24 protein-coding genes are annotated in these 22876 nt (G+C 71.7%); 18 read left to right on the top strand and 6 right to left on the bottom strand.

Annotation, left to right across the window (positions count from 1 at the left end; all coding sequences use genetic code 11):
- Both EYA84_RS07625 and EYA84_RS07620 read right to left on the bottom strand, forming a co-directional pair.
- Positions 1-691: crotonase/enoyl-CoA hydratase family protein (locus tag EYA84_RS07625; RefSeq protein ID WP_201272327.1), on the bottom strand; the 691-nt coding region annotated here is incomplete at its 3' end.
- 71 nt (positions 692-762) lie between these two features.
- On the bottom strand, positions 763-1536 hold the full coding sequence (locus EYA84_RS07620; protein WP_131052315.1) for an SDR family NAD(P)-dependent oxidoreductase: 774 nt from the start codon (positions 1534-1536) through the stop codon (positions 763-765).
- 252 nt (positions 1537-1788) lie between these two features.
- On the opposite strand from EYA84_RS07620, the gene EYA84_RS07615 reads away from it, so the two are divergent.
- From EYA84_RS07615 to EYA84_RS07545, 15 genes are all read left to right on the top strand, one after another.
- On the top strand, positions 1789-3309 hold the full coding sequence (locus tag EYA84_RS07615) for a class I adenylate-forming enzyme family protein (RefSeq protein WP_131052314.1): 1521 nt from the start codon (positions 1789-1791) through the stop codon (positions 3307-3309).
- Positions 3306-4142, top strand: coding sequence for an enoyl-CoA hydratase/isomerase family protein (locus tag EYA84_RS07610; RefSeq protein WP_131052313.1), 837 nt, complete (start codon positions 3306-3308; stop codon positions 4140-4142). The genes EYA84_RS07615 and EYA84_RS07610 overlap by 4 nt, the downstream gene beginning before the upstream one ends.
- Positions 4143-4201: 59 nt before the next feature.
- On the top strand, positions 4202-4879 hold the full coding sequence (locus EYA84_RS07605) for a TetR/AcrR family transcriptional regulator (protein ID WP_161594924.1): 678 nt from the start codon (positions 4202-4204) through the stop codon (positions 4877-4879).
- Positions 4880-5011: 132 nt separating this feature from the next.
- Positions 5012-6025 (top strand): LysR family transcriptional regulator, encoded by a 1014-nt coding sequence (locus EYA84_RS07600; RefSeq protein WP_131052311.1) that lies wholly within the window; start codon positions 5012-5014, stop codon positions 6023-6025.
- A 197-nt stretch (positions 6026-6222) separates the two neighbouring features.
- Positions 6223-7302, top strand: a complete 1080-nt coding sequence (locus tag EYA84_RS07595) for an ABC transporter substrate-binding protein (RefSeq protein ID WP_131052310.1) — start codon at positions 6223-6225, stop codon at positions 7300-7302.
- Positions 7303-7319: 17 nt separating this feature from the next.
- On the top strand, positions 7320-8123 hold the full coding sequence (locus EYA84_RS07590) for an ABC transporter ATP-binding protein (protein ID WP_131052317.1): 804 nt from the start codon (positions 7320-7322) through the stop codon (positions 8121-8123).
- The gene (locus tag EYA84_RS07585; protein ID WP_131052309.1) at positions 8120-9004 is read left to right on the top strand and encodes an ABC transporter permease; all 885 of its coding nucleotides are present in this window, start codon (positions 8120-8122) and stop codon (positions 9002-9004) included. Before EYA84_RS07590 ends, EYA84_RS07585 begins: the two co-directional genes overlap by 4 nt.
- A 3-nt stretch (positions 9005-9007) precedes the next feature.
- The gene (locus EYA84_RS07580; RefSeq protein WP_131052308.1) at positions 9008-10156 is read left to right on the top strand and encodes an acyl-CoA dehydrogenase family protein; all 1149 of its coding nucleotides are present in this window, start codon (positions 9008-9010) and stop codon (positions 10154-10156) included.
- A gap of 3 nt (positions 10157-10159) precedes the next feature.
- Entirely contained in the window at positions 10160-10678 is a 519-nt protein-coding gene (locus EYA84_RS07575) for a gamma carbonic anhydrase family protein (RefSeq protein ID WP_131052307.1), read from the top strand.
- 12 nt (positions 10679-10690) lie between these two features.
- Entirely contained in the window at positions 10691-11851 is a 1161-nt protein-coding gene (locus EYA84_RS07570) for a CaiB/BaiF CoA-transferase family protein (RefSeq protein WP_131052306.1), read from the top strand.
- Between the two features lie 68 nt (positions 11852-11919).
- Complete coding sequence (locus tag EYA84_RS07565; protein WP_131052305.1) at positions 11920-12255, top strand: hypothetical protein; 336 nt, start codon at positions 11920-11922, stop codon at positions 12253-12255.
- Between the two features lie 53 nt (positions 12256-12308).
- Positions 12309-13094 (top strand): spermidine synthase, encoded by a 786-nt coding sequence (locus EYA84_RS07560; RefSeq protein ID WP_131052304.1) that lies wholly within the window; start codon positions 12309-12311, stop codon positions 13092-13094.
- Between the two features lie 96 nt (positions 13095-13190).
- The gene (locus tag EYA84_RS07555) at positions 13191-13538 is read left to right on the top strand and encodes a helix-turn-helix transcriptional regulator (RefSeq protein ID WP_131052303.1); all 348 of its coding nucleotides are present in this window, start codon (positions 13191-13193) and stop codon (positions 13536-13538) included.
- A complete protein-coding gene (locus EYA84_RS07550) occupies positions 13535-14002 on the top strand; it encodes an SRPBCC domain-containing protein (protein WP_131052302.1) in 468 nt (155 codons plus the stop codon). The genes EYA84_RS07555 and EYA84_RS07550 overlap by 4 nt, the downstream gene beginning before the upstream one ends.
- Positions 13999-14355: a nuclear transport factor 2 family protein gene (locus EYA84_RS07545; protein ID WP_131052301.1), complete on the top strand. Its 357-nt coding sequence runs from the start codon at positions 13999-14001 to the stop codon at positions 14353-14355. The genes EYA84_RS07550 and EYA84_RS07545 overlap by 4 nt, the downstream gene beginning before the upstream one ends.
- A gap of 101 nt (positions 14356-14456) precedes the next feature.
- On the opposite strand, the gene EYA84_RS07540 is transcribed toward EYA84_RS07545, so the two are convergent.
- Positions 14457-14645 (bottom strand): DUF397 domain-containing protein, encoded by a 189-nt coding sequence (locus tag EYA84_RS07540; RefSeq protein WP_131052300.1) that lies wholly within the window; start codon positions 14643-14645, stop codon positions 14457-14459.
- Between the two features lie 308 nt (positions 14646-14953).
- On the opposite strand from EYA84_RS07540, the gene EYA84_RS07535 reads away from it, so the two are divergent.
- A complete protein-coding gene (locus EYA84_RS07535) occupies positions 14954-15895 on the top strand; it encodes an acyltransferase domain-containing protein (RefSeq protein WP_131052299.1) in 942 nt (313 codons plus the stop codon).
- 21 nt (positions 15896-15916) lie between these two features.
- Here EYA84_RS07535 and EYA84_RS07530 read toward each other — a convergent pair whose 3' ends face one another.
- A complete protein-coding gene (locus EYA84_RS07530) occupies positions 15917-17392 on the bottom strand; it encodes an NAD(P)/FAD-dependent oxidoreductase (protein ID WP_131052298.1) in 1476 nt (491 codons plus the stop codon).
- Positions 17393-17718: 326 nt separating this feature from the next.
- Here EYA84_RS07530 and EYA84_RS07525 point away from each other — a divergent pair, with 326 nt between their 5' ends.
- Positions 17719-18144, top strand: a complete 426-nt coding sequence (locus EYA84_RS07525) for a Fur family transcriptional regulator (RefSeq protein ID WP_131052297.1) — start codon at positions 17719-17721, stop codon at positions 18142-18144.
- Between the two features lie 40 nt (positions 18145-18184).
- Positions 18185-20461, top strand: a complete 2277-nt coding sequence (gene katG / locus EYA84_RS07520) for a catalase/peroxidase HPI (protein WP_131052296.1) — start codon at positions 18185-18187, stop codon at positions 20459-20461.
- A 99-nt stretch (positions 20462-20560) separates the two neighbouring features.
- Here the strand turns inward: katG and EYA84_RS07515 are convergent, their stop codons facing one another.
- Complete coding sequence (locus tag EYA84_RS07515; RefSeq protein ID WP_131052295.1) at positions 20561-21181, bottom strand: DUF1775 domain-containing protein; 621 nt, start codon at positions 21179-21181, stop codon at positions 20561-20563.
- Positions 21178-22876, bottom strand: a 1699-nt coding sequence (locus EYA84_RS07510) for a FixH family protein (protein WP_131052294.1), incomplete at its 5' end; no start/stop codon positions are given. The genes EYA84_RS07515 and EYA84_RS07510, both read right to left, overlap by 4 nt.

The following is a 22876-nucleotide window of genomic DNA, read 5'->3' as shown; positions in this document are numbered from 1 at the left end:
GCTCGGCGAACGCGCGCGCGCCCTCGGCCGCGTCCGCCGAGGCGAACACCGGGTCGAACCACTCGTCCTGCCGGGCGAACGCCTCGTCGTCGGACCAGTCCGGGCTGCGCCGCAGCACCTGCAGACTGGCGGCGACCGCGAGCGGTGCGTTCGCGGCGATGGTCTGCGCCAACCGGAGTGCCCCGTCGAGCGCCCCACCGGCCGGCGTGAGCTGGTTGACCAGCCCGCACCCGGCGGCGCGCGGGGCGTCGATCGGTGCGCCGGTGAGGACGAGCTCCATCGCGAGGGCGTAGGGCAGCCGGCGGGGGAGCCGGAACGTGCCGCCGCCCCGGGCGGCCAACCCGCGAGTGACCTCCGGCAGCCCGAACCGGGCGTCCTCGGCGGCCACGACCAGGTCACAGGCGAGCACCATCTCGAAGCCGCCACCCAGGGCCCAGCCCTCGACGGCGGCGACGAGCGGCACCTGCGGCGGAGACTGCACGAACCCGGCGAACCCCCGGCCGGGCACACTCGGCCGGCCCTGGACCGGGAAGTCCCGCAGGTCCATCCCGGCGCTGAACGTGCCACCGGCGCCGGTGAGCACGACGGCCCGGACGCTCGCGTCGGAGTCGAGCGAGATGAACGTCTCGGCCAGCGCCTCCGCCGTGACCCGGTTGATCGCGTTGCGTCGGTGCGGCCGGCTCACCGTCACGACCGCGACGTGACCGTGGCGGTGCAGGAGGACGGCGGGCGCGTCGGCTGGTGCGTGCGGAGCGCCGGCCATCAGCGTGGCGCCATCCGGATCGCGCCGTCGAGGCGAACGGTCTCACCGTTGAGGTAGCCGTTGGAGAGCATGTGCACCGCGAGTGCCGCGTACTCGTCGGGCGCGCCGAGCCGCTTCGGGCTCGGGACGCTCGCGGCCAGCCCGGCGCGCAGGTCGTCGCGCAGCCGCCCCAGCATCGGGGTGTCGAACACCCCGGGCGCGATCGTGTTGACCCGGATCTGCCGACTCGCCAGGTCCCGCGCGGTGACCAACGTGATCCCGTGCACCCCGGCCTTCGCGGCGGTGTAGGACGCCTGGCCGATCTGACCTTCGAAAGCGGCGACCGACGCGGTGAGCACACACGCGCCGCGTTCCCCGTCGACCGGCTCGGCCTCCGCGATCGCCGCGGCGACCAGACGCAGCACGTTGTACGTGCCGACGAGGTTGACCCGGACCACCTCGGCGAAGCCCTCGATCGGCGCGGGTCGACCCTCCTTGTCCAGGATGCGCAGGCGGTCGCTGCCCCGGCCGGCGCAGTGCACCAACCCCCGTACCGGCCCGCGCTCCCGCGCGACGTCCACGGCTGCGGACATCTCCTCGGTGCTGGTGATGTCGGCGGCGACGAACGTCGCGGCCGGGCCGAGCGCCTTCGCCTCGGCGGTGCCGGCCTCGGTCGCGGTGGGCAGGTCGACCATCACCACGGTCGCGCCTCCGGCGACGAGTCGGCGTGTGGTGGCCAGGCCGAGCCCGGAGGCCCCACCGGTCACCACGACGGTGGCCTTGTCCAGATTCACGTTCAGTTCTCCTGCCGCCATTGCACCACTGACGCCATTGACGATTACGGTAAAACGCGGCCACGTCCAATACACCTCTGCGCCGAACAGATAGGGGATGCCTATCGGACGGTTCGGCGCCTTCGTCTTGACACGGATTGTGTGCCGACTAACGTCGTCCGTGGCAGTGGCGCGGGCATATTCGGAAGCACATTCTGCGGGAGTGAGCCGGTGAGATCCTTGGCCTCGGTCGGACCGGGTGACTGGCCCACCATGAGTGCGCACGCCTACCCGGACGCACCGGCGTTGCGGACCCCCGACGGGGTCGCGCTGACGTTCGCCGGCCTGGAGGCCCGCGCGTCGCGGCTGGCGAGCGCGTTACGGGCGGCCGGCATCGCACCGGGCGAACGGATAGCGATCCTGGGCACCGACAGCGTCGGCTACGCGGTGACGCTCTTCGCCTCGCTCAAGCTGGGCACGATCGGCGCGCCGCTGAACTACCGGCTCGCCGCTGCCGAGCTCTCCGCGTTGACGGCGCTGGCCGACCCGGCCGTGCTGGTGCTGGAGTCGCGCTACGCACACCTGCTCGACGACCTGCGGGCTGCGGCACCGGGGCTGCGCCTGGTGTTGACCCTGGACGGACCGTCGGCCGGGATCGCCTCGATCGAGGAGTTCGGCGACGCGCACGACCCGCCCGGCCCGGCCAGCCTGCCGGCCGCGACCAGCGACGACGACGTGTTGCTGTGGATGTTGACCAGCGGGACCACCGGCACCCCTCGGGTGGTCGCGCAGACCCAGCGGATGCTCAAGGCGAACACCGCCAAGGGCGTGCTCGAACAGGGATTCCAGCCGGGGGAGTGCCTGTACGCGGGCACCCCGCTGTTCCACGTCTCCGGGATGGGCTGGCTCTACTACGCGATCTCCCGGGGCGCGGCGCTCATGCTGCTCCCGCAGTTCGACGCGGCGGCGGTGCTGGGCTGCCTGCGTAGCGGCGTGGTGACCCGGTGCCTGCTGGTGCCGAGCATGGTCGTCGCACTGCTCGACCATCCGGACGCGGGTGCGGTCCCCGCCCTGCGCAGCATCGCCTACGGCGGCTCCGCGATGCCTCCCGAGCTCGTCCGTCGGCTGCACGAGACGTTCGGCTGCGACCTGTACAACACCTTCGGCGCCGGCACCGAGGGGGGTGGCCAGACGATCCTGCGTCCGGCCGACCACCGTGCCGCGTTCGCCGGGCAGCCGCACCTGCTCGGCTCGATCGGCCGTCCGATGTTCGGCGTCGACCTGCGGTTGTGCGACGCGGACGGCAACGAGGTCGGCGTCGGCACGGTCGGCGAGATCCGTACGCGCAGCGACACGGTGATGAGCGGCTACGTCGGGAACCCCGAGCTCACCGCCACCAAGGTGGTCGACGGCTGGATCCGCAGCGGAGACATGGCCTGGCGGGACGACGAGGGTTACCTGTATCTCGCCGGCCGCGTCGACGACATGATCCTGCGCGGCGGCGAGAACGTCTTCCCGGCCGAGATCGAGAACGTGCTGGTGGACCACCCGACGGTCGCCGAGGCGGCGGTGGTCGGCCTGCCGGACCAGCGGTGGGGGCAGATCGTCGTGGCGGCTGTCGTCGCCGGGCCCGGTGCCGTGCCCGACCCCGACGAGCTGCGGGCCCACTGCCGGTCCCGGCTGGCCGGCTACAAGACACCGGCGCGGGTCGTGGTCGTCGCCGCGCTGCCGAAGAACGCGTCCGGAAAGACGGTCCGTGCCGCACTCGCCGCCGACCTGGCGGTGACCACGTGAGCGCCCCGGAGCACGGCGTCCCGCCGGCCCGACCGGCCGCCCCGGGGGCCGCGTCCGGCGACACCGATGCGCAGGCGGTGCGGGTGACCCGCGACGGACCGGTGCTGACCGTCACGATCGACCGGCCGGCACGACGCAACGCGATGACCTATGCGGCCTGGGACGAGCTGGGCGCGGCCCTGAGCGAGGCGGCGGCCGGCGACGCCCGGGTGGTGGTGGTGACCGGCACCGCCGGGGCGTTCTGCAGCGGTGGCGACCTTGACGGCGGCGACCGGGCGCCGCATCCGCACGCGCAGCTCGCGGCCGTCGCCCGCACCTGTCAGACCCTGGTGTCGCTCCCGCAGCCGACGATCGCACAGGTCGACGGGCTCGCCGCCGGCGCCGGCTTCGGCCTGGCGTTGGCCTGCGACTTCGTGGTGGCCAGCAGGCGGGCACGATTCGGCACCATGTTCCTGGCCCGTGGTCTGTCGCCGGACTTCGCCACATCGTGGCTGTTGCCCCGGCTGGTCGGGCCACGCCTGGCCACCCGGCTGTGCCTGCTGCCGGAGATCGTCGACGCCGACCGCGCCCACGCGTGGGGTCTGCTGGAGGACGTCGTGGAGCCGGACGAACTGCCCGGACGGGTCGAGGCCCTCGCCGCGCGACTGGCGGCGGGCCCACCGATCGCGACCCGGCTCACCAAGCAACTGCTTCGCGACTCGTTCGCCCGTGGCGTCGAGGAGTCCCTCGCCGCGGAGACGATGGCCCAGTCGATCAACCGGCTCTCGGCGGACGCGCAGGAGGGGATCGCGGCGTTCCGTGAACGCCGCCCCGCCCGGTTCGAGGGGCGATGACGGACAAGTCCGGTGCTGCGGAGTGGACGGCGGGCCGTTCCGTCGCCACGATGTCCGACGTGACGGTGAAAGCCTCCGCGGTGAAGGTAGCCGCGTCGCGCGTGGTCGCAGCTCCGGCTCAGCCCCGCACCCCGGCCCAGCACGACCGGCGTAGTCGCGTCCTGGCCAGCGCCTCGGCGATGCTGGCCACGGGTGGCGAGGACGCGTTGCAGATGAAGCGGGTCGCTGAGGACGCGCGGGTGTCGCTGGCGACGGTGTACCGCTACTTCCCGTCCAAGGACCATCTTCTCCTGGCGATGGCCCGGGCCCGGTTCGAGCGGGCGCTGGTCCGGGTCCAGCAGGCCGACATCGACCTGGCCGGCTCGACCGCGGGCGAGCGGGTCAGCGCGTACCTGTTGCGGGAGTTCGCCGCGCAGCAGCGTCAACCGCACGTCACCTCGGCGTTGGCGCGGGTGCTGATCGGCACGAACCCGGACTACCGCGAGACCCACGACGAGGTCCAGCAGATGCACCTACGGCTGCTCTCGGTGATCGCGCACGGCCACGACAGCACCCCCGGGTACGAGGCGTGGATGGTGCTGCGGGTGGTGGCCGGTTGCTTCGGCTCGGCCACCCGCAACTGGATCGCCGGTCTGCTCTCGGCGGACGAGGCGCGGTTCGAGATCGCGCTGGCGTGCCGGTTGCTGGACCTGCCGCCGGAGTCGGTCGGCAGCAGAACCGGTTCTGTCTCTCCGTGACGTTGATCGCTGCGGCTGTCTCTGACCAGGCACTATCGGCGATATCGCGCGCTAACGCAACCGTTGAAAACCAGACTTGATTCTGGAACACTCGCCGGCTAGAACCCCCGGCGATGATGCGTGAGGTGCGGGATGACCAGCATCGAGGTTCGTCAGCTCGAGTACTTCCTGGCCGTTCACGACTACGGCGGGGTGACCCGCGCGGCCAAGGCCCTGCACCTGTCCCAGCCGTCGCTGTCCCAGGCGATCCGCAGCCTGGAACGGCAACTGCGCACCGACCTGTTCCTCCGCGTCGGCCGTGGGCTGGTGCTCTCCCCGGCCGGGCAGGCCCTGGTCGGCCCCGCCCGCCAGGTCGTCCGCTCGGTGGAGCGGGCGCAGGTCGCCGTGCAGCGGGTCCGTGAACTGCACGCGGGGCAGATCTCCGTCGCCGCCGGGGCGGGACTCGTCGCCGACCCCCTCGCCCCCTGGCTCGGCCGCTTCCGTCGCAAGTATCCCGACACCGTGGTGCGGGTCGAGGAGAGCGAGAGTGACGACGGCGTCGCCGAACTCGTCCGCTCCGGCGACTGCGAGCTGGGCCTGACCGCCGGCCTGATCGTCTGCGACGAACTGGAGCAGTTGCTGGTCAGCGAGCAACACGTCGTGCTGGTCTCGCCGCCCGGCACGCCCTGCTCGGGTGGGCCGGTGCCGCTGGAACAACTCGCCGGTGTGCCGATGGTCGTCGGTGACCGTCGGGGCCAGGCCTGGACGGACGTGGAACGGGCGATGGCGGCGCGGGGCGTCGCCGCCACGGTCGTCGTGGAGGTCGCCCGCACCTCCTCCACCATCCCGCTCGTGCTGGCCGGGGTCGGCTCGACGTTCCTGACCCTGCGCTTGGCGATCGAGGCTCGGGCACGAGGCGCGGTGGTCCAGGAGATCACGCCCGCGCAGGTCCGCCGGCTGCGGCTGCTCCGCCGTCCGGGGGACCGGTCGGTCGGCGTCAACGCCCTCACCGGCGTGATCCACACCGACGCGAAACGATGGGTCACCGCGCTACAGGAGCAACAGGACCTCGGCCTCGGTCTGGTCGCCGCCGGTGCCGCCGTCGACGCGCGGATCCGCGACGCCCGCGCGGCCGCGGCGAGTCGCCAGGTCCGCCTCGCAAGCTGACGCATGCGCGTCGCCGAATGCGACCGATACTTCCCCGCTATGGGTGCAGTCGAACTAGGTATGCGGTAGACCGAATCGTACGTTGACCACCGCTCCCCAGGCCGTGACGATGATTTCGAGCACATTTCCTGTGACCCTCACGCATCTGCATTCGCAGGATTTATTCCAGGCTTTGGAGGAATTCGGTGGCTTCGACGATGAAAAGGCGCAGGGCGCTGGCGATGGTGGCCGCGCTCGCTCTCCTACCTCTTACCGCGTGTGGCGACGACGATTCCGGCACCACGGGTGCCGACGGCGAGATGACGCTCCGCCTCGGATTCGCCGGAGCGGTGTTGTCGCCCGGTGCCGCCATGTACACCTCGCTGCCCGACCTGCTCGGCTTCTGGGGCGAGGACAAGCTCACGGTCGAGATCACCCGGATCGAGGGCACCGCCGTGGCGCTGTCGGCGATGGTCGGTGACCAGATCGACGTCGCCGTCGTCTCCGGCGAGGCGGTCGTCCCGCCGATCTCCGAGGGACAGCCCTTCGTGATCCCGTACTCGCTGAGCCAGCGAGGCATCGTCGTCACCGCCGTGCCCGCGAACAGCGCGATCAACGGTCTCGGCGACCTGGGTGGCAAGACCGTCGGCGTGCCGAACCTCGCCAGCGGTGCGGTCACCTTCACCAAGGCCGGTGCGGCCGAGGCCGGCGTCGACCCGAACAGCATCACGTTCGTCGCGATCGGCACCGGCGCCCAGGCCGCCAACGCCATCAGGAGCGGTCAGGTCGACGCGGTCAGCGACACCGACACCTCGGTCGTCGGCTTCCAGCAGGCCGGGACCGAGCTGAAGCTGCTCGACAGCGCGATCAACGACAAGCTCGTCATCGGCGTCGTCGCGGCGACCACCACGTCCAACATGAGCGGAAAGAAGGACGCGCTGGAGGCGTGGGCCAGGGGCGTCGCCAAGGCCACCGAGTGGATGCAGGCCAACCCCGAGGAAGCGGTCAAGCTGCACTACCGCAAGTTCCCGGAGACCAAGCCCGCCGGTGACGACGCGGCGGTGATCGCCTCCGGCGTGGCCCAGGTGACGGCCCGACTACAGGCCATCAAGGCGGCGGACAACGGCGAGTACGGCTCGATCCGCCCCGACCAACTGGAGTACATCGTCGGCTACCTCACCGAGAACGGGCAGCTCACCAAGCCGGTCGAGGTCGGCGCGATCTACGACGGGTCCCTGATCGCCGGCGTCAACACCTTCGACAAGGCGGCCGTACGTGCCGTGACAGCACCCAGCTGATGGAGGTCAGCGTGACCATGCAATCCACAAGCGGACCGGGTGCCGTCGGCGTGGCCCCCGGGATCGAGGTCAGCGGGGTGTCGAAGACCTTCCGCACCAACGCCGGTGACGTGGTCGCGCTGACCGACATCGACCTGGAGGTCCGGCAGGGCTCGTTCGTGTCGCTGGTCGGCCCGAGCGGCTGCGGCAAGTCCACCCTGCTCCGGATCGTCGCCGGGCTGGAGACCAGCAGCGGTGGCACGACCAAGGTGGCCGGCACACCGGTCGACGGGCCGCGACGGGACTTCGGCATGGTGTTCCAGCAGCCGGTGCTGCTGCCCTGGCTGACCATCTTCCGCAACGTCATGCTGCCGGCCGACGTCGCCCGGGACCGCTCGCCCCAGGCCCGCCAACGGGCTGCCGACCTGCTGGAACTGGTCGGTCTCGACGGCTTCCAGCATCGTTACCCCCGTGAGCTGTCCGGCGGCATGCAGCAGCGTGCCGCGCTCGTCCGGGCCCTGATGAGTCGGCCCAGCCTGCTGCTGATGGACGAGCCGTTCGGTGCCCTCGACGCCCTCACCCGGGAGACGATGAACTCCGAACTGCTGCGGATCTGGTCGGAGACCGGCGCCACCACGCTGTTCGTGACGCACTCGATCGCCGAGGCGGTGTTCCTCAGCGACGTCGTGGTGGTGCTCTCCGGCCGTCCCGGCACGATCCTCGACCAGGTCCGGATCGACCTGCCCCGTCCCCGCACGTTCGACGTCATGGACTCGCCGGAGGCGTCGAGGCTGACCAGCCACATCCGTGGACACCTGCATGCACGAGGAGCGGTGGGATGACCGTGACCAGGAGCGAGCCCGTCCAGGGCGAGGCCGGGGCGACCGGTCCCGAGCAGCCGGCCGCGCGCAGGCGTCGGTCCCGGTCACTCGTGCGCCGGTACCCCACGCTCATCGTCAGTCCGTTGATCGCGCTCGTCGCGCTCACCGCCTGGGTGTCGGCCATCGAGATCTTCGGTGTGGAGCCACTGATCCTGCCGCCGCCGCTGGACGTGCTCGACGAACTGTGGATCATGCTCACCGGCACGGAGTTGTACCGGAACCTGCTGGTGACGGTCTCCGAGTTCGGTATCGGGTTCGTGCTGGGTTCGGTCTCGGCGATCATCGTCGCGGCGGTCCTGGTGCGCATCCCGCCTCTGGAGAAGGGCTTCTCCCCGTACATCATCGCCTTCCAGAACTTCCCCAAGATCGCCATCGCGCCCATGCTGGTCACCTGGTTCGGCTTCGGCATGGCACCCAAGATCGCGCTGGCCACCGTGCTGGCCTTCTTCCCGGTGTTCGTCAACGTCATCGTGGGACTCAAGTCCTCCACCCGCGAACAACGCGACCTGATGCGGATGCTGCAGGCATCGGAGTGGCAGACGTTCCGGATGCTGCGGGTCAAGGTGGCGTTGCCGTACATCTTCGCCGGTCTGCGGGTCGCCGCCGTGTTCAGCCTGCTGGGCGCGATCACCGGGGAGTTCATCAGCTCCTCCCAGGGGCTGGGCTACATGCTGTTGCAGCGCAACGCCCAACTGCACGTCGACGGGGTCTTCGCGCTGCTGGTGGTGATGGCGGCGATCGGCCTGGCGGTGCACGGCATCCTCGCGCTGCTCAACCGGAAGATCATCTTCTGGGAGGACCACGACCAGGCCAAACGGCCGGCACAGGAAGAGAGCGTCTGACCGATGCGGCGCACGTTGTTCGCACCGGAACACGAGGAGTTCCGGCACCTGGTCCGCAAGGTGATCGAACGGGAGGTGTCGCCGTACCACCAGCAGTGGTGCGAGGACGGCATCGTGCCCCGCGACCTGTTCCGCACCCTGGGCGCGGTGGGGGTGATGGGATTCTCCGTCCCGGAGGAGTACGGCGGAGCGGGCACCGTCGACTACCGCTACAACGTGGTGATCCAGGAGGAGACCGCCCGCGCCGTGGTCACCCTCGGCGGTCTGCGTACCCACCTGGACATCGTGCTGCCGTACCTGCTCGCCTTCGCCGACGAGGGCCAGCGGGAGCGGTGGTTCCCCGGGTTGGCCTCCGGTGACCTGTACACCGCGATCGCGATGAGCGAACCCGGCGTCGGCTCCGACCTCGCCGGCATCAGCACGGTCGCGGTCCGCGACGGCGACCACTACGTGGTCGACGGTGCGAAGACGTTCATCACCGGCGGGGAACTGGCCGATCTCGTGGTCGTGGTGGTCCGCACCGGACGGGAACCGGACGACCGCCGGGCCGGGCTCTCCCTGCTCGTCGTGGAGAAGGGCACGCCGGGCTTCACCGTCGGGCGTCGACTGCACAAGATCGGACTCGCCACCCAGGACACCGTGGAGCTGGCCTTCGACGGGGCGCGCGTCCCCGTCGCCAACCGGCTCGGGCCGGAGGGCGCCGGCTTCACCGCGCTCACGCACAACCTCGCCCAGGAACGCCTCGCGATCGCCGTCGGCGCCGTCGCGCAGGCCACCACCGCTCACGAACACACCATCCGGTACGTCCGCGAGCGGACGGTCTTCGGCCGCCCGCTCGGGCACTTCCAGAACACCAAGTTCGAGCTGGCCGCGATGGCGGCCGAACTGGAGGCCGGGCAGGCCCTGCTCGACACGGCGGTGCGGGCGCACCTGGACGGGGAACTGACCCCGGCCGACGCGGCCAAGACGAAGCTGTTCTGCACCGAGATGCAGGGCCGCGTCGTCGACCGGTGCCTGCAACTGCACGGCGGCTACGGCTACGTCACCGAGTACCCGATCGCCCGGATGTACGCCGACGCGCGGGTCACCCGCATCTACGGCGGCACCAGCGAGGTCCTCAAGAGCATCATCAGCAAGTCCCTGGAGCTGTGACCCGTGCCGATCTACGCCCTCGGGGACCTGGTCCCCGACATCGACCCCTCCGCGTACGTCCACCCGGACGCGGTCGTGATCGGCCGTGTCCGCCTCGGAGCCGACACCTCGGTGTGGCCCGGCGCGGTGCTGCGCGGTGACGGCAACGAGATCGTCATCGGCGCGGGCACGAACGTCCAGGACGGCACTGTCGTCCACGCCAGCGAGCGCCACGCCACCCGGGTCGGCGAGCGCTGCGTCATCGGGCACCTCGCCCACCTGGAAGGCTGCGTCGTCGAGGACGACGCGCTCGTCGGTTCGCAGGCCGTCGTGCTCGCCGATGCCGTGGTCGGTGCCGGCGCGCTGGTCGGCGCGGCGGCGCTGGTGCCACCCCGCTTCGTCGTCCCGCCCCGCACCATGGCACTCGGCGTGCCGGTGTCGATCCGCGACACCCCGCCCGATGCCGACGTCCTGCGGATCAACGCCGCGCGCTACGTCGAGTCGGCACGCCGGTACCGCACCTCACTCCGCCGGATCGACTGAAGGGCAACATCGATGCAGCAGCAGATACCGGCGCTGGACGGGGTCCGGGTCGTCGAACTCGGCCAGCTCATCGCCGGACCGTTCTGCGGCCAGTTGATGGCCGACTTCGGCGCCGACGTCGTCAAGGTCGAACAGCCCGACCAGGGCGACCCGATGCGTCACTGGGGCCACAGCAAGAACGGCAGGTCGCTGTCGTGGAGCGTGATCGCGCGCGGGAAGCGCAGCGTGACCGCCGACCTGAAGTCCGCCGACGGCAGGGCCTTCGTCCTCGCGCTCGTCGCACAGGCCGACGTCCTGGTGGAGAACTTCCGACCAGGCACCCTGGAGCGCTACGGGCTCGGCTGGGACGAGCTGTCCGCTGCCAACCCGCGACTGATCCTCATCCGGGTCAGCGGCTTCGGCCAGACCGGGCCGTACGCCACCCGGGCCGGGTACGGCTCGATCGGTGAGGCGATGGGCGGCCTGCGGCACCTCGTCGGCGACCCGGACCGGCCGCCGAGCCGTACCGGACTGTCGATCGGGGACATGCTCGCCGGGATGCACGCCGCGTACGGCGCCCTCCTCGCGCTCTACGCCCGCCAGCGCACCGGCGCCGGCCAGGTCGTGGACGTCTCCATCTACGAGTCCGTGCTGGCCATGACCGAGGCGCTGGTGGCCGACTACGCCATCGCGGGTGTCACGCGGCAGCGTTCCGGTGCCGTGCTCCCCGGCATCGCACCGTCCAACGTGTACCCGACCTCCGACGGCGACTTCGTGCTCGTCGCGGCGAACCAGGACACCGTGTTCCGCCGCCTCGCCGCCGCCATGGGACGACCCGACCTGGCCACCTCGCCGGAGTACGCCACCCATGCCGCCCGTGGCGTACGCCAGCGTGAGCTCGACGACCTGATCGCCGGTTGGACCGCGCACCACCGGGCCGACGAGATCCTGGCGGTCCTGGAGCAGCACGGGGTGCCGGCCGGCCGGGTGTACACCGCCCGCGACATGCTCGACGACCCGCAGTTCCAGGCGCGGGAGAGCATCGTGCGGGTGCCCGATCCCGACCTCGGTCCCATCCCGATGCAGAACGTGGCACCACGCCTGTCGGCCACCCCCGGCACGATCCGCTGGCCCGGCCCGGCGCTCGGCGCCCACGACGCGGAGGTGCGGGCGGCCCTCCTGCCAGGTGAGTAGGGGAGGGCGGTGCGGGTGGCGTCGCCGTTATGTGCAGGTCCGGCGGGAGTCCGGGTACCCTCGGGCGGGTGCGGATCATCGCGTTCATGGCTGTCCTCCTCGTCGTGCTGGCCGCCGTTGCGCTCATCGGAGGGGTGCTGACGGCGGGCACCCGACGTCGCCGTCACGCGGCGCAGGTGTCGGCGCGGTGGACGGTGCGCCACTACGCCATCCCGGGGCGTGGGCACACCGTGGTCGGTGTCAGCCTCACCGACGCCGACGGCCGGATCCACGGTGAGAACGTGGTCGCCCGCATCCCGGACGGCGCTCCCGACTGGCAACGCGACTTCGTCGCGGCCCGCCAGGAGGCCGAGGAGCGCGCCTTCCACCTGAACAGCGACCGCCCGCCGATGCTCGGGAGCTGACGCCGCCGGGTCGTGCGGGTGCGGCATCGCCGGGTCGACTAGCCTGCCTGCTCATGGAGGCCACCGACGACCGGCTGGAGCTGGTCGTCGACCCGACCCGGCCCACCGGGCGCACGCTTCTGGCCGGTGGCGTCGAGCAGTCGTACGTGGATCTCGCCGACCCCACCTACCTGCACTTCGAGTACGTGCGTCGGATGGCCGCCGTGGCCGATCTCGCCGCGCCGGCCGGTGATCCGCTCGACGTGCTGCACCTGGGCGGCGGCGCGCTGACCCTGCCGCGCTACGTCGGTGCGACCCGGCCCGGCTCGGCACAGGTGGTCGTCGAGCGGGACCCTGCCGTGGTCGACCTGGTGACCCGGGACCTGCCGCTGCGGCAGCCCGGGGTCGAGATCCGGGTGGACGACGCGCGCGAGGCCGTCACCGAAGCCCCCGCCGACGCGTACGACATGGTGTTCGCGGACATCTACCGGGCGGCCCGGATGCCGCCGCACGTGGCCACCGTGGCGTTCGCCGCCGAGGTCGCCCGGACGCTGCGGCCGGGCGGCGTCTACCTGGTCAACGTCACCGACCTGCCGCCGCTGGTCCTCGCCCGGGTACAGGCGGCCACCCTGCGCGCGGTCTTCGCCGACGTCTGCGTCGTCGCCGACCGGCGGATGCTGCGCGGCCGGCGGTACGGCAACCTGGTGCTCGCGGCGGCCAGGAGCCCGGGTCGGCTGCCGGTGGCGCGCCTGACGCAGCGGGCACGCCGTGACCCGGTACCCGGCGACGTGCTGCACGGACCGACGCTCGACGTCTTCGTCGCCGGTGCCCGACCGCGCACCGACGACGCCGGGCACTGACACCCGGCCTTCTCCGCCAGAGTGACGCCTGCCCGTCGACGGCGTATTGGCAAGCAAGTGCTTGTGCAAACAGTGGCTTGTATTAGGGTTGGTGTCATGCCAGCCTCGCTCGTCGCACCCGGGCCTGACCTCGACTCGGCCTTCGCCGCACTCGGTGATCCCGTCCGCCGTGCCCTGGTGGCTCGCCTCGCACAGGGTGATGCCACGGTGGGTGAACTCGCCGCGCCGTTCGCCATGACCCCGCAGGCGATCTCGCACCACGTCGGTGTCCTGCGGCGGTGCGGTCTCGTGGAGCAGCGGCGCGAGGGCACCAAGCGTCCGTGTCGGCTCCGGGTCGACCACCTGTCGCAGCTCAGCACGTGGATCGACGATCAGCGCCGCATCTGGGACGACCGGCTCGACGTCCTGGCGCAGCACCTCGCCGACGACGGAGCGCCACGATGACCGCCCGCGCGGAACTGCACGGCGACGAACTGATCGCACGGCGGCGTCTCCCGGCGGCACCGGAGCGGGTCTGGGTCGCCTTCACCTCGCCGTCCGGCATCGCGGCGTTCTGGGGCGGTACGCACGCCACCGTGCCGCCCGAGTCGGTGACCGTCGACCTGCGTCCCGGTGGAGAGTTCGCGCTCGACACCCGTGGGCCGAACGGCGCGACCCGGCGGCTCCGGTTCGTCTATGTGAGCGTCGACGCACCGCACCGGCTCGTGTTCGACGAGTCCACCACGGGCCTGCGGACCACCGTCACCGTTCACCCTGCCGACGGCGGCGCGGATCTCACGGTTCACCAGCGCCGACTGCCGCCCGAACTGCGGACGGCCCAGGCAGCCGACGGGCTGGCCTCGATTCTCGACGCACTAGCCACTCACTTGCACCATTCCGATGTCATGCCAGGACGGAGCACCCGATGACCCAGCAGACCCAACGCCACCTCGTCGCGGAGTACTTCGAGGGATTCCGGACGAGCGACCACCGGCGAATCCTCGCGACCCTCAGCGACGACGTCGAATGGGTCATCCACGGCCACCGCACCACCCACGGCAAGACGGCGTTCGACGGCGAGATCGAGAACCCGGGTTTCACCGGCAGCCCCGAACTCGACGTGCAGCGTGTCTACGAGGACGGCCCGGTCGTCGTCGCCACCGGCGAGGGACGTGGCACCAGCGTCGATCACGGGCCGTTCCGCTTCGCCTTCAACGATCTGTTCACGTTCCACGACGGGTTCATCGCCCGCGTCGACTCCTACGTCGTTCCGCTGTCCTGAGGCACGCGGTGCCGGGTCGATCACTCGGCTTGGTGCCGGGCAGCGCTGTGGAAGGTGGTAGTGGGCGAGTGTGGTGACCGATTGTCACCACACTCGTATGCTCAGGCGTCGAAACGGCCGGCCTTGATGCCCCGGACGAAGCCGGTCCACTGGTCGGCGGTGAAGGACAGCGGCGACCCCTGCCGATCCTTGCTGTCGCGGACCATGACGATCTGGGACGGGGTGGCAACCTCGACGCAGTTGCCGCCCCCGTTGCTGCGCGTGCTCTTCTTCCACCTCAGTGCCGTCATGTCTGTTCCTCCGCGATCGATGCGATGAGCTTGCGGGACTGCGCTTCGGTGGACTCGTCGAGCACAGTACGTCGAACTGTGGAGCGCGTGGCGTGAGACGTGTCAGGAGAGCTTGTCGACCAAGGCGTACGGCCACGCCTCGCTGTATCTCCTCGCGGGTCATCTCGGACGCCCGGGGTGAGGCGGTCGAGCGTCGCGCCGTCTTCGTCCAGCCGGCCGGACTGCGGGCCGCCCCGGTGCCCGTGGCGGTCGGGGCAGGCGCGTCGCCGGGGCTTGCGGCGGTCACCTCGCTGAGTAGGTTCGTCGATGTGGACCTGGAGGACATCGCCGCCCGGCTCGGCGTACCCGTCGAGGACGTCACGCGTGTCGATCGGCTCGCCGGTGACCGGCCGTCGGCCCCGTTGCCCGCGAAGGCCGACGCGCCCGAGATCCTGGACCGGCTCGCCGTACGCCCGGACGACGCCGCCGAGATCCTGGCCGGCTGGCCCGATCCCGACTCGGCGCTGTGGACCCCGGAGCTGCGGTGGCTGCTCGACCGTTCGATCGCCCTGGTCCGCGCCGACCTCGGCGGCCACGAGTGGCTGCCGCCCGGCCCGGAGGTGCCCCGCGATCGCGGACCGGCCTGGCGGCACCTGTACGTGTACGCGTACCTGGCCCTGCTCGACGTGGTGCGGGCCTTCCACCGCGACCACGGCGTCCCCGACGCGGTGTCCTGGACGACCCTGGCGGACCTGGGCCGCAACCTCGCGATCGACCGGCGGATGCACCGCGAGGGCTGGCCGGTCATGCAGAGCTGGTTGACCCTGCACGCGCGCGGCAGCGTCTACGAGCTGGGCCGGTTGCAGCACCAACGCGGCGACACCATCGGCCTGCACGTCCCCGAGTCGGGGCCGCTGAGCCCGCAGGCGGTCGACGACTCGCTCGACCGGGCCCGCGTCTTCTTTCCGCGCCACTTCCCCGACGAGGAGTACACGGCGTTCTCCTGCGGCTCGTGGCTGCTCGACCCGCAACTGCGGGAGTACCTGCCGGAGGACTCCCACATCGTCCAGTTCCAGCGCCGGTTCACCCTGGAGCCCTACGAGGAGCCGGAGGGACTGGACGCCGATGTCGAGGTACGGCGGTTCGTGTTCCGCAGCCTGAGCACGCCCCTGGGCGACCTGCCGCGCCGCACCGTGCTGCACCGCGCGGTCGTCGACCACCTGCGCGCGGGGCGCCACTGGCACTGGCGTCGGGGGCACTTCCCGATCTGACCATCCGCGTCGGTGCCGGAGTCAGCCGGTCGGCTGCTCCGGCGCGCCGTGCCGCGCGGCCTCCGGTCCCGGCACGGCCGCCCGTTGCCCGGGTACGTCGGTACCCGTCGACCCGTCCGACCCGGTGGCGGCCGCGGTCACCGCGGGCGTGGCGGACTCGGTGGCCTCCCGCAACGCGGTACGCGCCAGCACCTGCTGCAACGTCACGGTCCGCTCGGAGCGGCCCCGACCGATGAAGCTGACGAACCAGTGCAGTACGGCGGTGACCCGGTTCTTGAAGCCGACCAGGTACAACAGGTGCACGGCGAGCCAGAGCAGCCACCCGGTCAGTCCGGCCAACCGCAGCCGACCGACGGTGGCCACCGCCGAGAAGCGCGAGATGGTCGCCATGCTGCCCTTGTCGCGGTACCGGAAGGGCTGATCCGCCGGCTCGCCCCGCAGCCGGCGCAGGATCTGCCGGGCCGCGTACCGCCCGCCCTGGATGGCCACCTGCGCCACACCCGGCAGCCGGTCCAGCGACATCAGGTCGCCGACGACGAACACCTCGGGACGCCCGGGCAGGGTCAGGTCCGGCTCGACCTTGACCCGACCGGCCCGGTCGGTCTCGGCCCCGGCCCGGGAGGCCAGGTGCGCGCCCAGCGGTGACCCCGACACCCCGGCCGCCCAGATCTTCGTCCGGCACTCGATGCGCCGTCGCCGGCCGTCCCGGTCGGCCACCTCGATGCCGTCGTCGTCCACGCCCACCACCGTGGCGCCCAGCTCCACGTCGACACCGAGGCGGTGCAACTGCTGCAACGCCTTGCCGGAGAGCCGGTCCCCGAACGTGCCGAGGACCGAGTCACCGGCGTCCAGCAGGATGATCCTGGCCTTGCGGGGGTCGATGCGGCGGAACTCGCCCGGCAGGGTCCGGTGCGCCAGCTCGGCGATCTGCCCGGCCATCTCCACGCCGGTGGATCCGGCGCCGACCACCACGAACGTCATCCACCGGGCGATCGTCGCCGGGTCGGTCTCCAGCTCGGCCAGCTCGAACGCCCCGAAGATCCGTCCGCGCAGTTCGAGCGCGTCGTCGATGCTCTTCATGCCGGGCGCGTGCTCGGCGAACTCGTCGTGGCCGAAGTACGACTGCGTCGCCCCGGCGGCGACGATCAGGCTGTCGTACTCGACGCGGAACGTGGTCAGCGGCGCGTTCGCGGTGACCGTCCGGGTCTCCAGGTCGATGTCGGTGACCTCGCCGAGCAGGACCTCGGCGTTGCGCTGCCGACGCAGGATCTCGCGGGTGGCGGGCGCCACCTCGCCGGGGGAGAGGATGCCGGTGGCCACCTGGTAGAGCAGCGGCTGGAACAGGTGGTGGGTGGTCCGCGCCACCATCGTCACGTCCACCGGTGCGCGGCGGAGCGCCTTGGCCGCGAAGAGGCCGCCGAAGCCGGATCCGACGATCACCACCCGGTGCCGCCGGTCACCGGTGCCCGTACCGTCGGCGGTCCTGTCTCGGTTCATCTGCGCTCTCCGTCCCGGTGTGAGCCACGCCCTCGGGCGTCTGCACGTCATCCTCAGGCGCGCTCCCGGCCTGGCGGAACCGGCGGCTCGACCAATCTGTTCTGATTTCCGGTGCGTCGGCGGCGAAACCCGCACCATGGTGGCTCCGGCCACGCCCGGAGCAGGGCGCCGTGTCCGGCACCGTGCGCCGTCCGTTGCCTCTGTGACGGTGCTCACCGGCGTCGCCCGTCGCCCACGCGAGGGCCGACGCGAACAGACCGTGACACGGGCGTGCGGAGCGTCAGCAAACTTGATTGATTCCAAAAGAGTGGAGTAGGTTGGCCGGCATGACGTCCGACTTCGAGGCCCAGCTCCGCGCGGTCTCGTTGCGCGTGACCCGGCCCCGACTGGCGGTGCTCGCGGCGCTGCGGGACCACCCGCACGTCGACACCGACGCGGTGACCCGGCTGGTCCGGGCCGACCACCCCACCGTGTCCCACCAGGCCATCTACGACGTGCTGCGGGCGCTGACCGACGCCGGTCTGGTGCGGCGCATCCAGCCCGCCGGAGCCGTCGCCCGATACGAGTCCCGGGTCGGGGACAACCACCACCATGTCGTCTGCCGCTCCTGCGGCGCGATCGCCGACGTGGACTGCGCCGTCGGCGACGCACCCTGTCTCACCGCCTCCGACGACCACGGCTTCGTGGTCGACGAGGCGGAGGTCGTCTACTGGGGCACCTGCCCCGACTGCGACCGCACGCACCACCAGTGACACGCACCACCAGTGATCCGCCAGGTCGGAAGGAAGCACATTGAGTAACCCACAGCACGACGGTCCGTCGAGTGCCCAGGGCGTGGACAAGAAGGCCGAGTCCGGCTGCCCGGTCGCGCACGACTCGGTGACCGCGCACGGCAGCGAGAGCGAGAACCCGGCGATCGACTCGCCCACCCCGAAGACCGGCGGTCGCCCGCACACCAACCGGGACTGGTGGCCCAACCAGCTCGACCTCTCGGTGCTGCACGCCCACTCGTCGAAGGGCAACCCGCTCGGCGCCGACTTCAGCTACGCGCAGGCGTTCGCCAAGCTCGACGTCGAGGCGCTCAAGCGGGACATCACCCAGGTCCTCACCACCTCGCAGGACTGGTGGCCGGCCGACTTCGGCCACTACGGCGGTCTGATGATCCGGATGAGCTGGCACGCCGCCGGCACGTACCGCATCGAGGACGGCCGTGGCGGCGCGGGTGACGGCGGGCAGCGGTTCGCCCCGCTCAACAGCTGGCCGGACAACGCCAACCTGGACAAGGCCCGCCGCCTGCTGTGGCCGGTCAAGCAGAAGTACGGCCAGCAGATCTCCTGGGCCGACCTGCTCGTGCTCGCCGGCAACGTGGCCCTGGAGTCGATGGGCTTCAAGACCTTCGGCTTCGCCTTCGGCCGCCCCGACGTGTGGGAGCCCGAGGAGATCTTCTGGGGGCCGGAGGACACCTGGCTCGGTGACGAGCGCTACGTCTCCGAGCAGGAGATGTCCCAGGGCGTCGGCGCGACCGAGATGGGCCTGATCTACGTCAACCCCGAGGGCCCCCGGGGCAACGCGGACCCGCTGGCGGCGGCGCACTTCATCCGGGAGACCTTCGCCCGGATGGCGATGAACGACGAGGAGACGGTCGCGCTCATCGCCGGTGGCCACACGTTCGGCAAGACCCACGGTGCCGGCGTCGCCGACGACCACGTGGGCCCCGAGCCCGAGGGCGCCCCGCTGGAGACGCAGGGCCTGGGCTGGCTGAGCACGCACGGCAGCGGCAAGGGCGCCGACACGATCACCAGCGGCCTCGAGGTCACCTGGACCGACCGGCCGACCGAGTGGAGCAACCGCTTCTTCGAGATCCTCTTCGGCTACGAGTGGGAGCTGACCACCAGCCCGGGTGGCGCCAAGCAGTGGGTCGCCAAGGACGCCGAGGCGATCATCCCGGACGCCCACGACCCGTCGAAGAAGCACAAGCCCACCATGCTGACGACGGACCTGTCGCTGCGCGTGGACCCGGCGTACGAGCGGATCTCCCGCCGGTTCCTGGAGAACCCCGACGAGTTCGCGCTCGCCTTCGCCAAGGCGTGGTACAAGCTGCTGCACCGCGACATGGGTCCGGTCAGCCGCTTCCTCGGCCCGTGGGTCCCCGAGGCCCAGCTCTGGCAGGACCCGGTCCCGGCCGTCGACCACGAGCTGGTCGGTGACGCCGACGTCGCCGCCCTCAAGGCCAAGGTCCTGGAGTCCGGGCTGAGCACCGCCCAGCTCGTCTCCACCGCGTGGGCCTCGGCCGCCAGCTTCCGCTACACCGACAAGCGGGGCGGCGCCAACGGTGCCCGGATCCGTCTCGAGCCGCAGCGCAGCTGGGAGGTCAACCAGCCGGAGCAGCTCGCCGCGGTGCTGAAGACCCTGGAGGACATCCAGCGGGAGTTCAACTCCGCAGGTGGCGCGAAGATCTCCCTGGCGGACCTGATCGTGCTGGCCGGCTCGGCCGCCGTCGAGAAGGCGGCGCGTGACGCCGGGGTCGAGATCACCGTCCCGTTCCACCCGGGTCGCACCGACGCCAGCCAGGAGCAGACCGACGTCGAGTCGTTCCGGGTCCTGGAGCCGCGTGCCGACGGGTTCCGCAACTACCTGCGCCCGGGTGAGAAGACCCAGCCGGAGGTCCTGCTCGTCGACCGGGCCTACATGCTCAACCTGACCGCGCCCGAGATGACCGCCCTGATCGGTGGCCTGCGCTCCCTCGGGAACAACGTCGGCGACAGCCGCCACGGCGTCCTCACCGACCGGCCCGGCGTGCTCACCAACGACTTCTTCGCCAACCTGCTCTCCCCGGGCACCCGGTGGAAGGCGTCGGAGTCCGAGGAGAACGTGTACGAGATCCGCGACCTGGCCACCGACGAGGTGAAGTGGACCGCCACCGCGGTCGACCTCGTCTTCGGCTCCAACTCGCAGCTCCGGGCGCTGGCCGAGGTCTACGCCAGCGACGACGCCCACGGCAAGTTCGTGGCCGACTTCGTCGCGGCCTGGACCAAGGTGATGGAACTCGACCGGTTCGACCTGGCCTGATCCACGTCGCACCGCAGGGGCCCCGGCCGATCGTCGACGATCGACCGGGGCCCCTCCCGTTCCGAAAGACCGTACGGGCACGCAGAGCCCGCCGATGCCCTACGCAGGACGACGGGCGACCAGGAGACCCGCCCCGGCGGCGAGCACGACGAACACGACCACCACGGTCAACGCCTGGCCCAGCGTCGCGCCCCCGCCCTCCGACGGTGTCCCGCCGCCAGCGGCGACCGGCGGTGCGACGGTCGCCTCCGGCGGGGTCTCGAGCACGGCGTTGGTCGTGATCAACCGTGGCGCCGGGTAGTCGCTGTCGGCGGTGCGGTCGATCCAGTCGAGCGAGTTGCCGTCGGCGCACCGTTGCAGCACCGGGAAGTGCAACGTGTCGCCCGCCTGGGCCACGATCCGCGTGGTCACGCCCACCTCGGCGGTCTCCCGCCCCGGCCCGCTGAAGGTGACTCGATCCCCGGAGAGCGCGGCGGACCACCCCTCCGGTTCCACCGTGCCGGTCGCGGTCACCCCCTCGGGCAGCGCGACGACCAGCTCGGTGGTGGGGGAGTCGTCACAACTGTGGTCGAAGGCGAACGTCAGGGTCGTGGTGCCGTCGCCGTTCGGCTTCGCCTCCGCGACCTCGACGTGCGCCGCTGCGGGCGCCGCCCCCCACGCCAGGTACGCGACGACACCGGTCGCCACGGCAGCCGCCCGGATCCACCGTCGCGACCTCATCCGACGTCCACCGTGACGCGGGCGACCGGACTCTCGTACTTGGAGGTCCGCACGCTGACCTGGACCACCCAGGAACCGGCGAGCGGCAGGTCGACGACCGCCTCGTACCGGCCCGGCCCGGTCGGCGAGAGCGTCCGCTCCAGCGGACCGACGTCCATCGCGGGCAACTGGACCGTCAACCTCGGGTCGTCGACCGGTGCGATCGGCTGGCCCGCCGCATCGAGGATATTCAGTTCCATCGAGTTCACTCCTACCACCCCGGGGGTCAGCCGGACGACGGCCCGACCCGACCCCAGCGGCGCCTCCGCCACGATCGGACGGTCCCCGGCGTCGGCCGGCGGACGCGTACCGGTGTCGGTGACCGGGCTCTGCGTGACCAGGAACCCGGTCGCGGCGACCACACCGACCAGCAGCGCCGCCTCCCAACGGACCGAGCGGCGCAGCAGCCGCCACGCCGCCGGAGGTCCCTCGTCGCGGTCGGTGGCCACCACCCGGGGCACCAGCCGGAAACGGTTGTGTGCGGCCACCGCCAGCACCACGACGGTCAGCCCGACCTTCGTCAGCAGGGCCAGACCGTAGGCCGTGCCCCACAGCGCCTCCCAGGACCCCAGGATGCGCCACCCGAGCAGCACCCCGGCGACGCCGAGCAGGCCGACGAGGACGGCGGCGGTGCGCGAGAACGCGGACACCGTACGCGCCGCCGCTCCCGGCGGCAGGTCGGCCGACCGGGCCAGCGTCCAGGCCAGGGCCACCAGCCCGCCCAGCCACACACCGGCGGTGACCACGTGCAGCACGTCGGCCGGGACGACCAACCAGGCCGGCCCATAGGTGCGGGTGTGCCCGACCAGGGCGACCGCCCCCCAGGCGAGGACGACACCGGCGAACGCCACGGCCGTCAGCGCCGCCCGCCGGCCGGGACCGGTAGCGTCGGCCGTCGGTGTGCCTGCGGCTGTCGGTGAGCCCTCAGCCGTCGGTGTGTCCTCGGCCGATGCGGTGGCAGGCGCCGGCCCGGCGGCAGCGGTCGCCCACCAGGCGGCACCCAGACCCAGCAGCACCAACAGGGAGCTGAGGGACTCCTCCGCACCGAGCCCGGCGGTCCAGAGGGCGGGGTCGACCAGTCCGTCCAGGTTCCGGCCGTCCTGCCAGGCGGGGACGGCCGGCACCAGGACCAGCCGCGCCAGCACGGTCAGCCCCACCGACCAGGCGGCCAGCCGCAGCAGCCGCCGCCGCAGCACCGGCGCGTCGGCGCGCAGCAGGACCAGCAGGAAGACGAGTACGCCCGCACCGACCAACAGGCCGAGGTAGGCGAGCGCCTCGAAGACCTGACGCAGCACGTCCAGCCCGCGTCCCGGACTGCTCTCCGGCACCGCCACGGCGGAACTGCTCGGCGCGCCCACCGCGAAGCTGAACCCACCCGATACGGGATGGCTGTCGGCGGAGATCACCCGGAACGTGACGATGTAGGTGCCGCCGGGCAACTCCGGCGGCACGGTCAGGACCACCGTGGTGTCCACCGACCGGCTGTCGCCGGACAGCTCCTCGCCGGCCGCGTCGAGCAGCCGCACGCCACCCGGGCGGACCGCGACCGGTTCGTTGAAGGTCAACGTGATCTGGCCCGGCGTGGTCGCCAGCACGGCACCGTCGGCCGGGTCGGTGCCCAGCAGGACGGCGTGGGCGCTGTCTCTTATACACATT

It is taken from the genome of Verrucosispora sp. SN26_14.1 (genome assembly GCF_004307965.1).
In the GTDB taxonomy this organism is placed as follows: domain Bacteria; phylum Actinomycetota; class Actinomycetes; order Mycobacteriales; family Micromonosporaceae; genus Micromonospora.
The sequence above is the reverse complement of the archived record's forward strand: the minus strand, read 5'-3'. Positions and strand labels throughout refer to the sequence as shown.

Coding starts and splice junctions, on each gene's coding strand:
- EYA84_RS07615 (WP_131052314.1), top strand. CDS start 1,789: ATGAGTGCGCACGCCTACCCGGACGCACCGGCGTTGCGGACCCCCGAC.
- EYA84_RS07600 (WP_131052311.1), top strand. CDS start 5,012: ATGACCAGCATCGAGGTTCGTCAGCTCGAGTACTTCCTGGCCGTTCAC.
- EYA84_RS07595 (WP_131052310.1), top strand. CDS start 6,223: ATGAAAAGGCGCAGGGCGCTGGCGATGGTGGCCGCGCTCGCTCTCCTA.
- EYA84_RS07590 (WP_131052317.1), top strand. CDS start 7,320: ATGCAATCCACAAGCGGACCGGGTGCCGTCGGCGTGGCCCCCGGGATC.
- EYA84_RS07585 (WP_131052309.1), top strand. CDS start 8,120: ATGACCGTGACCAGGAGCGAGCCCGTCCAGGGCGAGGCCGGGGCGACC.
- EYA84_RS07580 (WP_131052308.1), top strand. CDS start 9,008: ATGCGGCGCACGTTGTTCGCACCGGAACACGAGGAGTTCCGGCACCTG.
- EYA84_RS07570 (WP_131052306.1), top strand. CDS start 10,691: ATGCAGCAGCAGATACCGGCGCTGGACGGGGTCCGGGTCGTCGAACTC.
- EYA84_RS07560 (WP_131052304.1), top strand. CDS start 12,309: ATGGAGGCCACCGACGACCGGCTGGAGCTGGTCGTCGACCCGACCCGG.
- EYA84_RS07555 (WP_131052303.1), top strand. CDS start 13,191: ATGCCAGCCTCGCTCGTCGCACCCGGGCCTGACCTCGACTCGGCCTTC.
- EYA84_RS07550 (WP_131052302.1), top strand. CDS start 13,535: ATGACCGCCCGCGCGGAACTGCACGGCGACGAACTGATCGCACGGCGG.
- EYA84_RS07545 (WP_131052301.1), top strand. CDS start 13,999: ATGACCCAGCAGACCCAACGCCACCTCGTCGCGGAGTACTTCGAGGGA.
- EYA84_RS07540 (WP_131052300.1), bottom strand. CDS start 14,645: ATGACGGCACTGAGGTGGAAGAAGAGCACGCGCAGCAACGGGGGCGGC.
- EYA84_RS07530 (WP_131052298.1), bottom strand. CDS start 17,392: ATGAACCGAGACAGGACCGCCGACGGTACGGGCACCGGTGACCGGCGG.
- EYA84_RS07525 (WP_131052297.1), top strand. CDS start 17,719: ATGACGTCCGACTTCGAGGCCCAGCTCCGCGCGGTCTCGTTGCGCGTG.
- EYA84_RS07515 (WP_131052295.1), bottom strand. CDS start 21,181: ATGAGGTCGCGACGGTGGATCCGGGCGGCTGCCGTGGCGACCGGTGTC.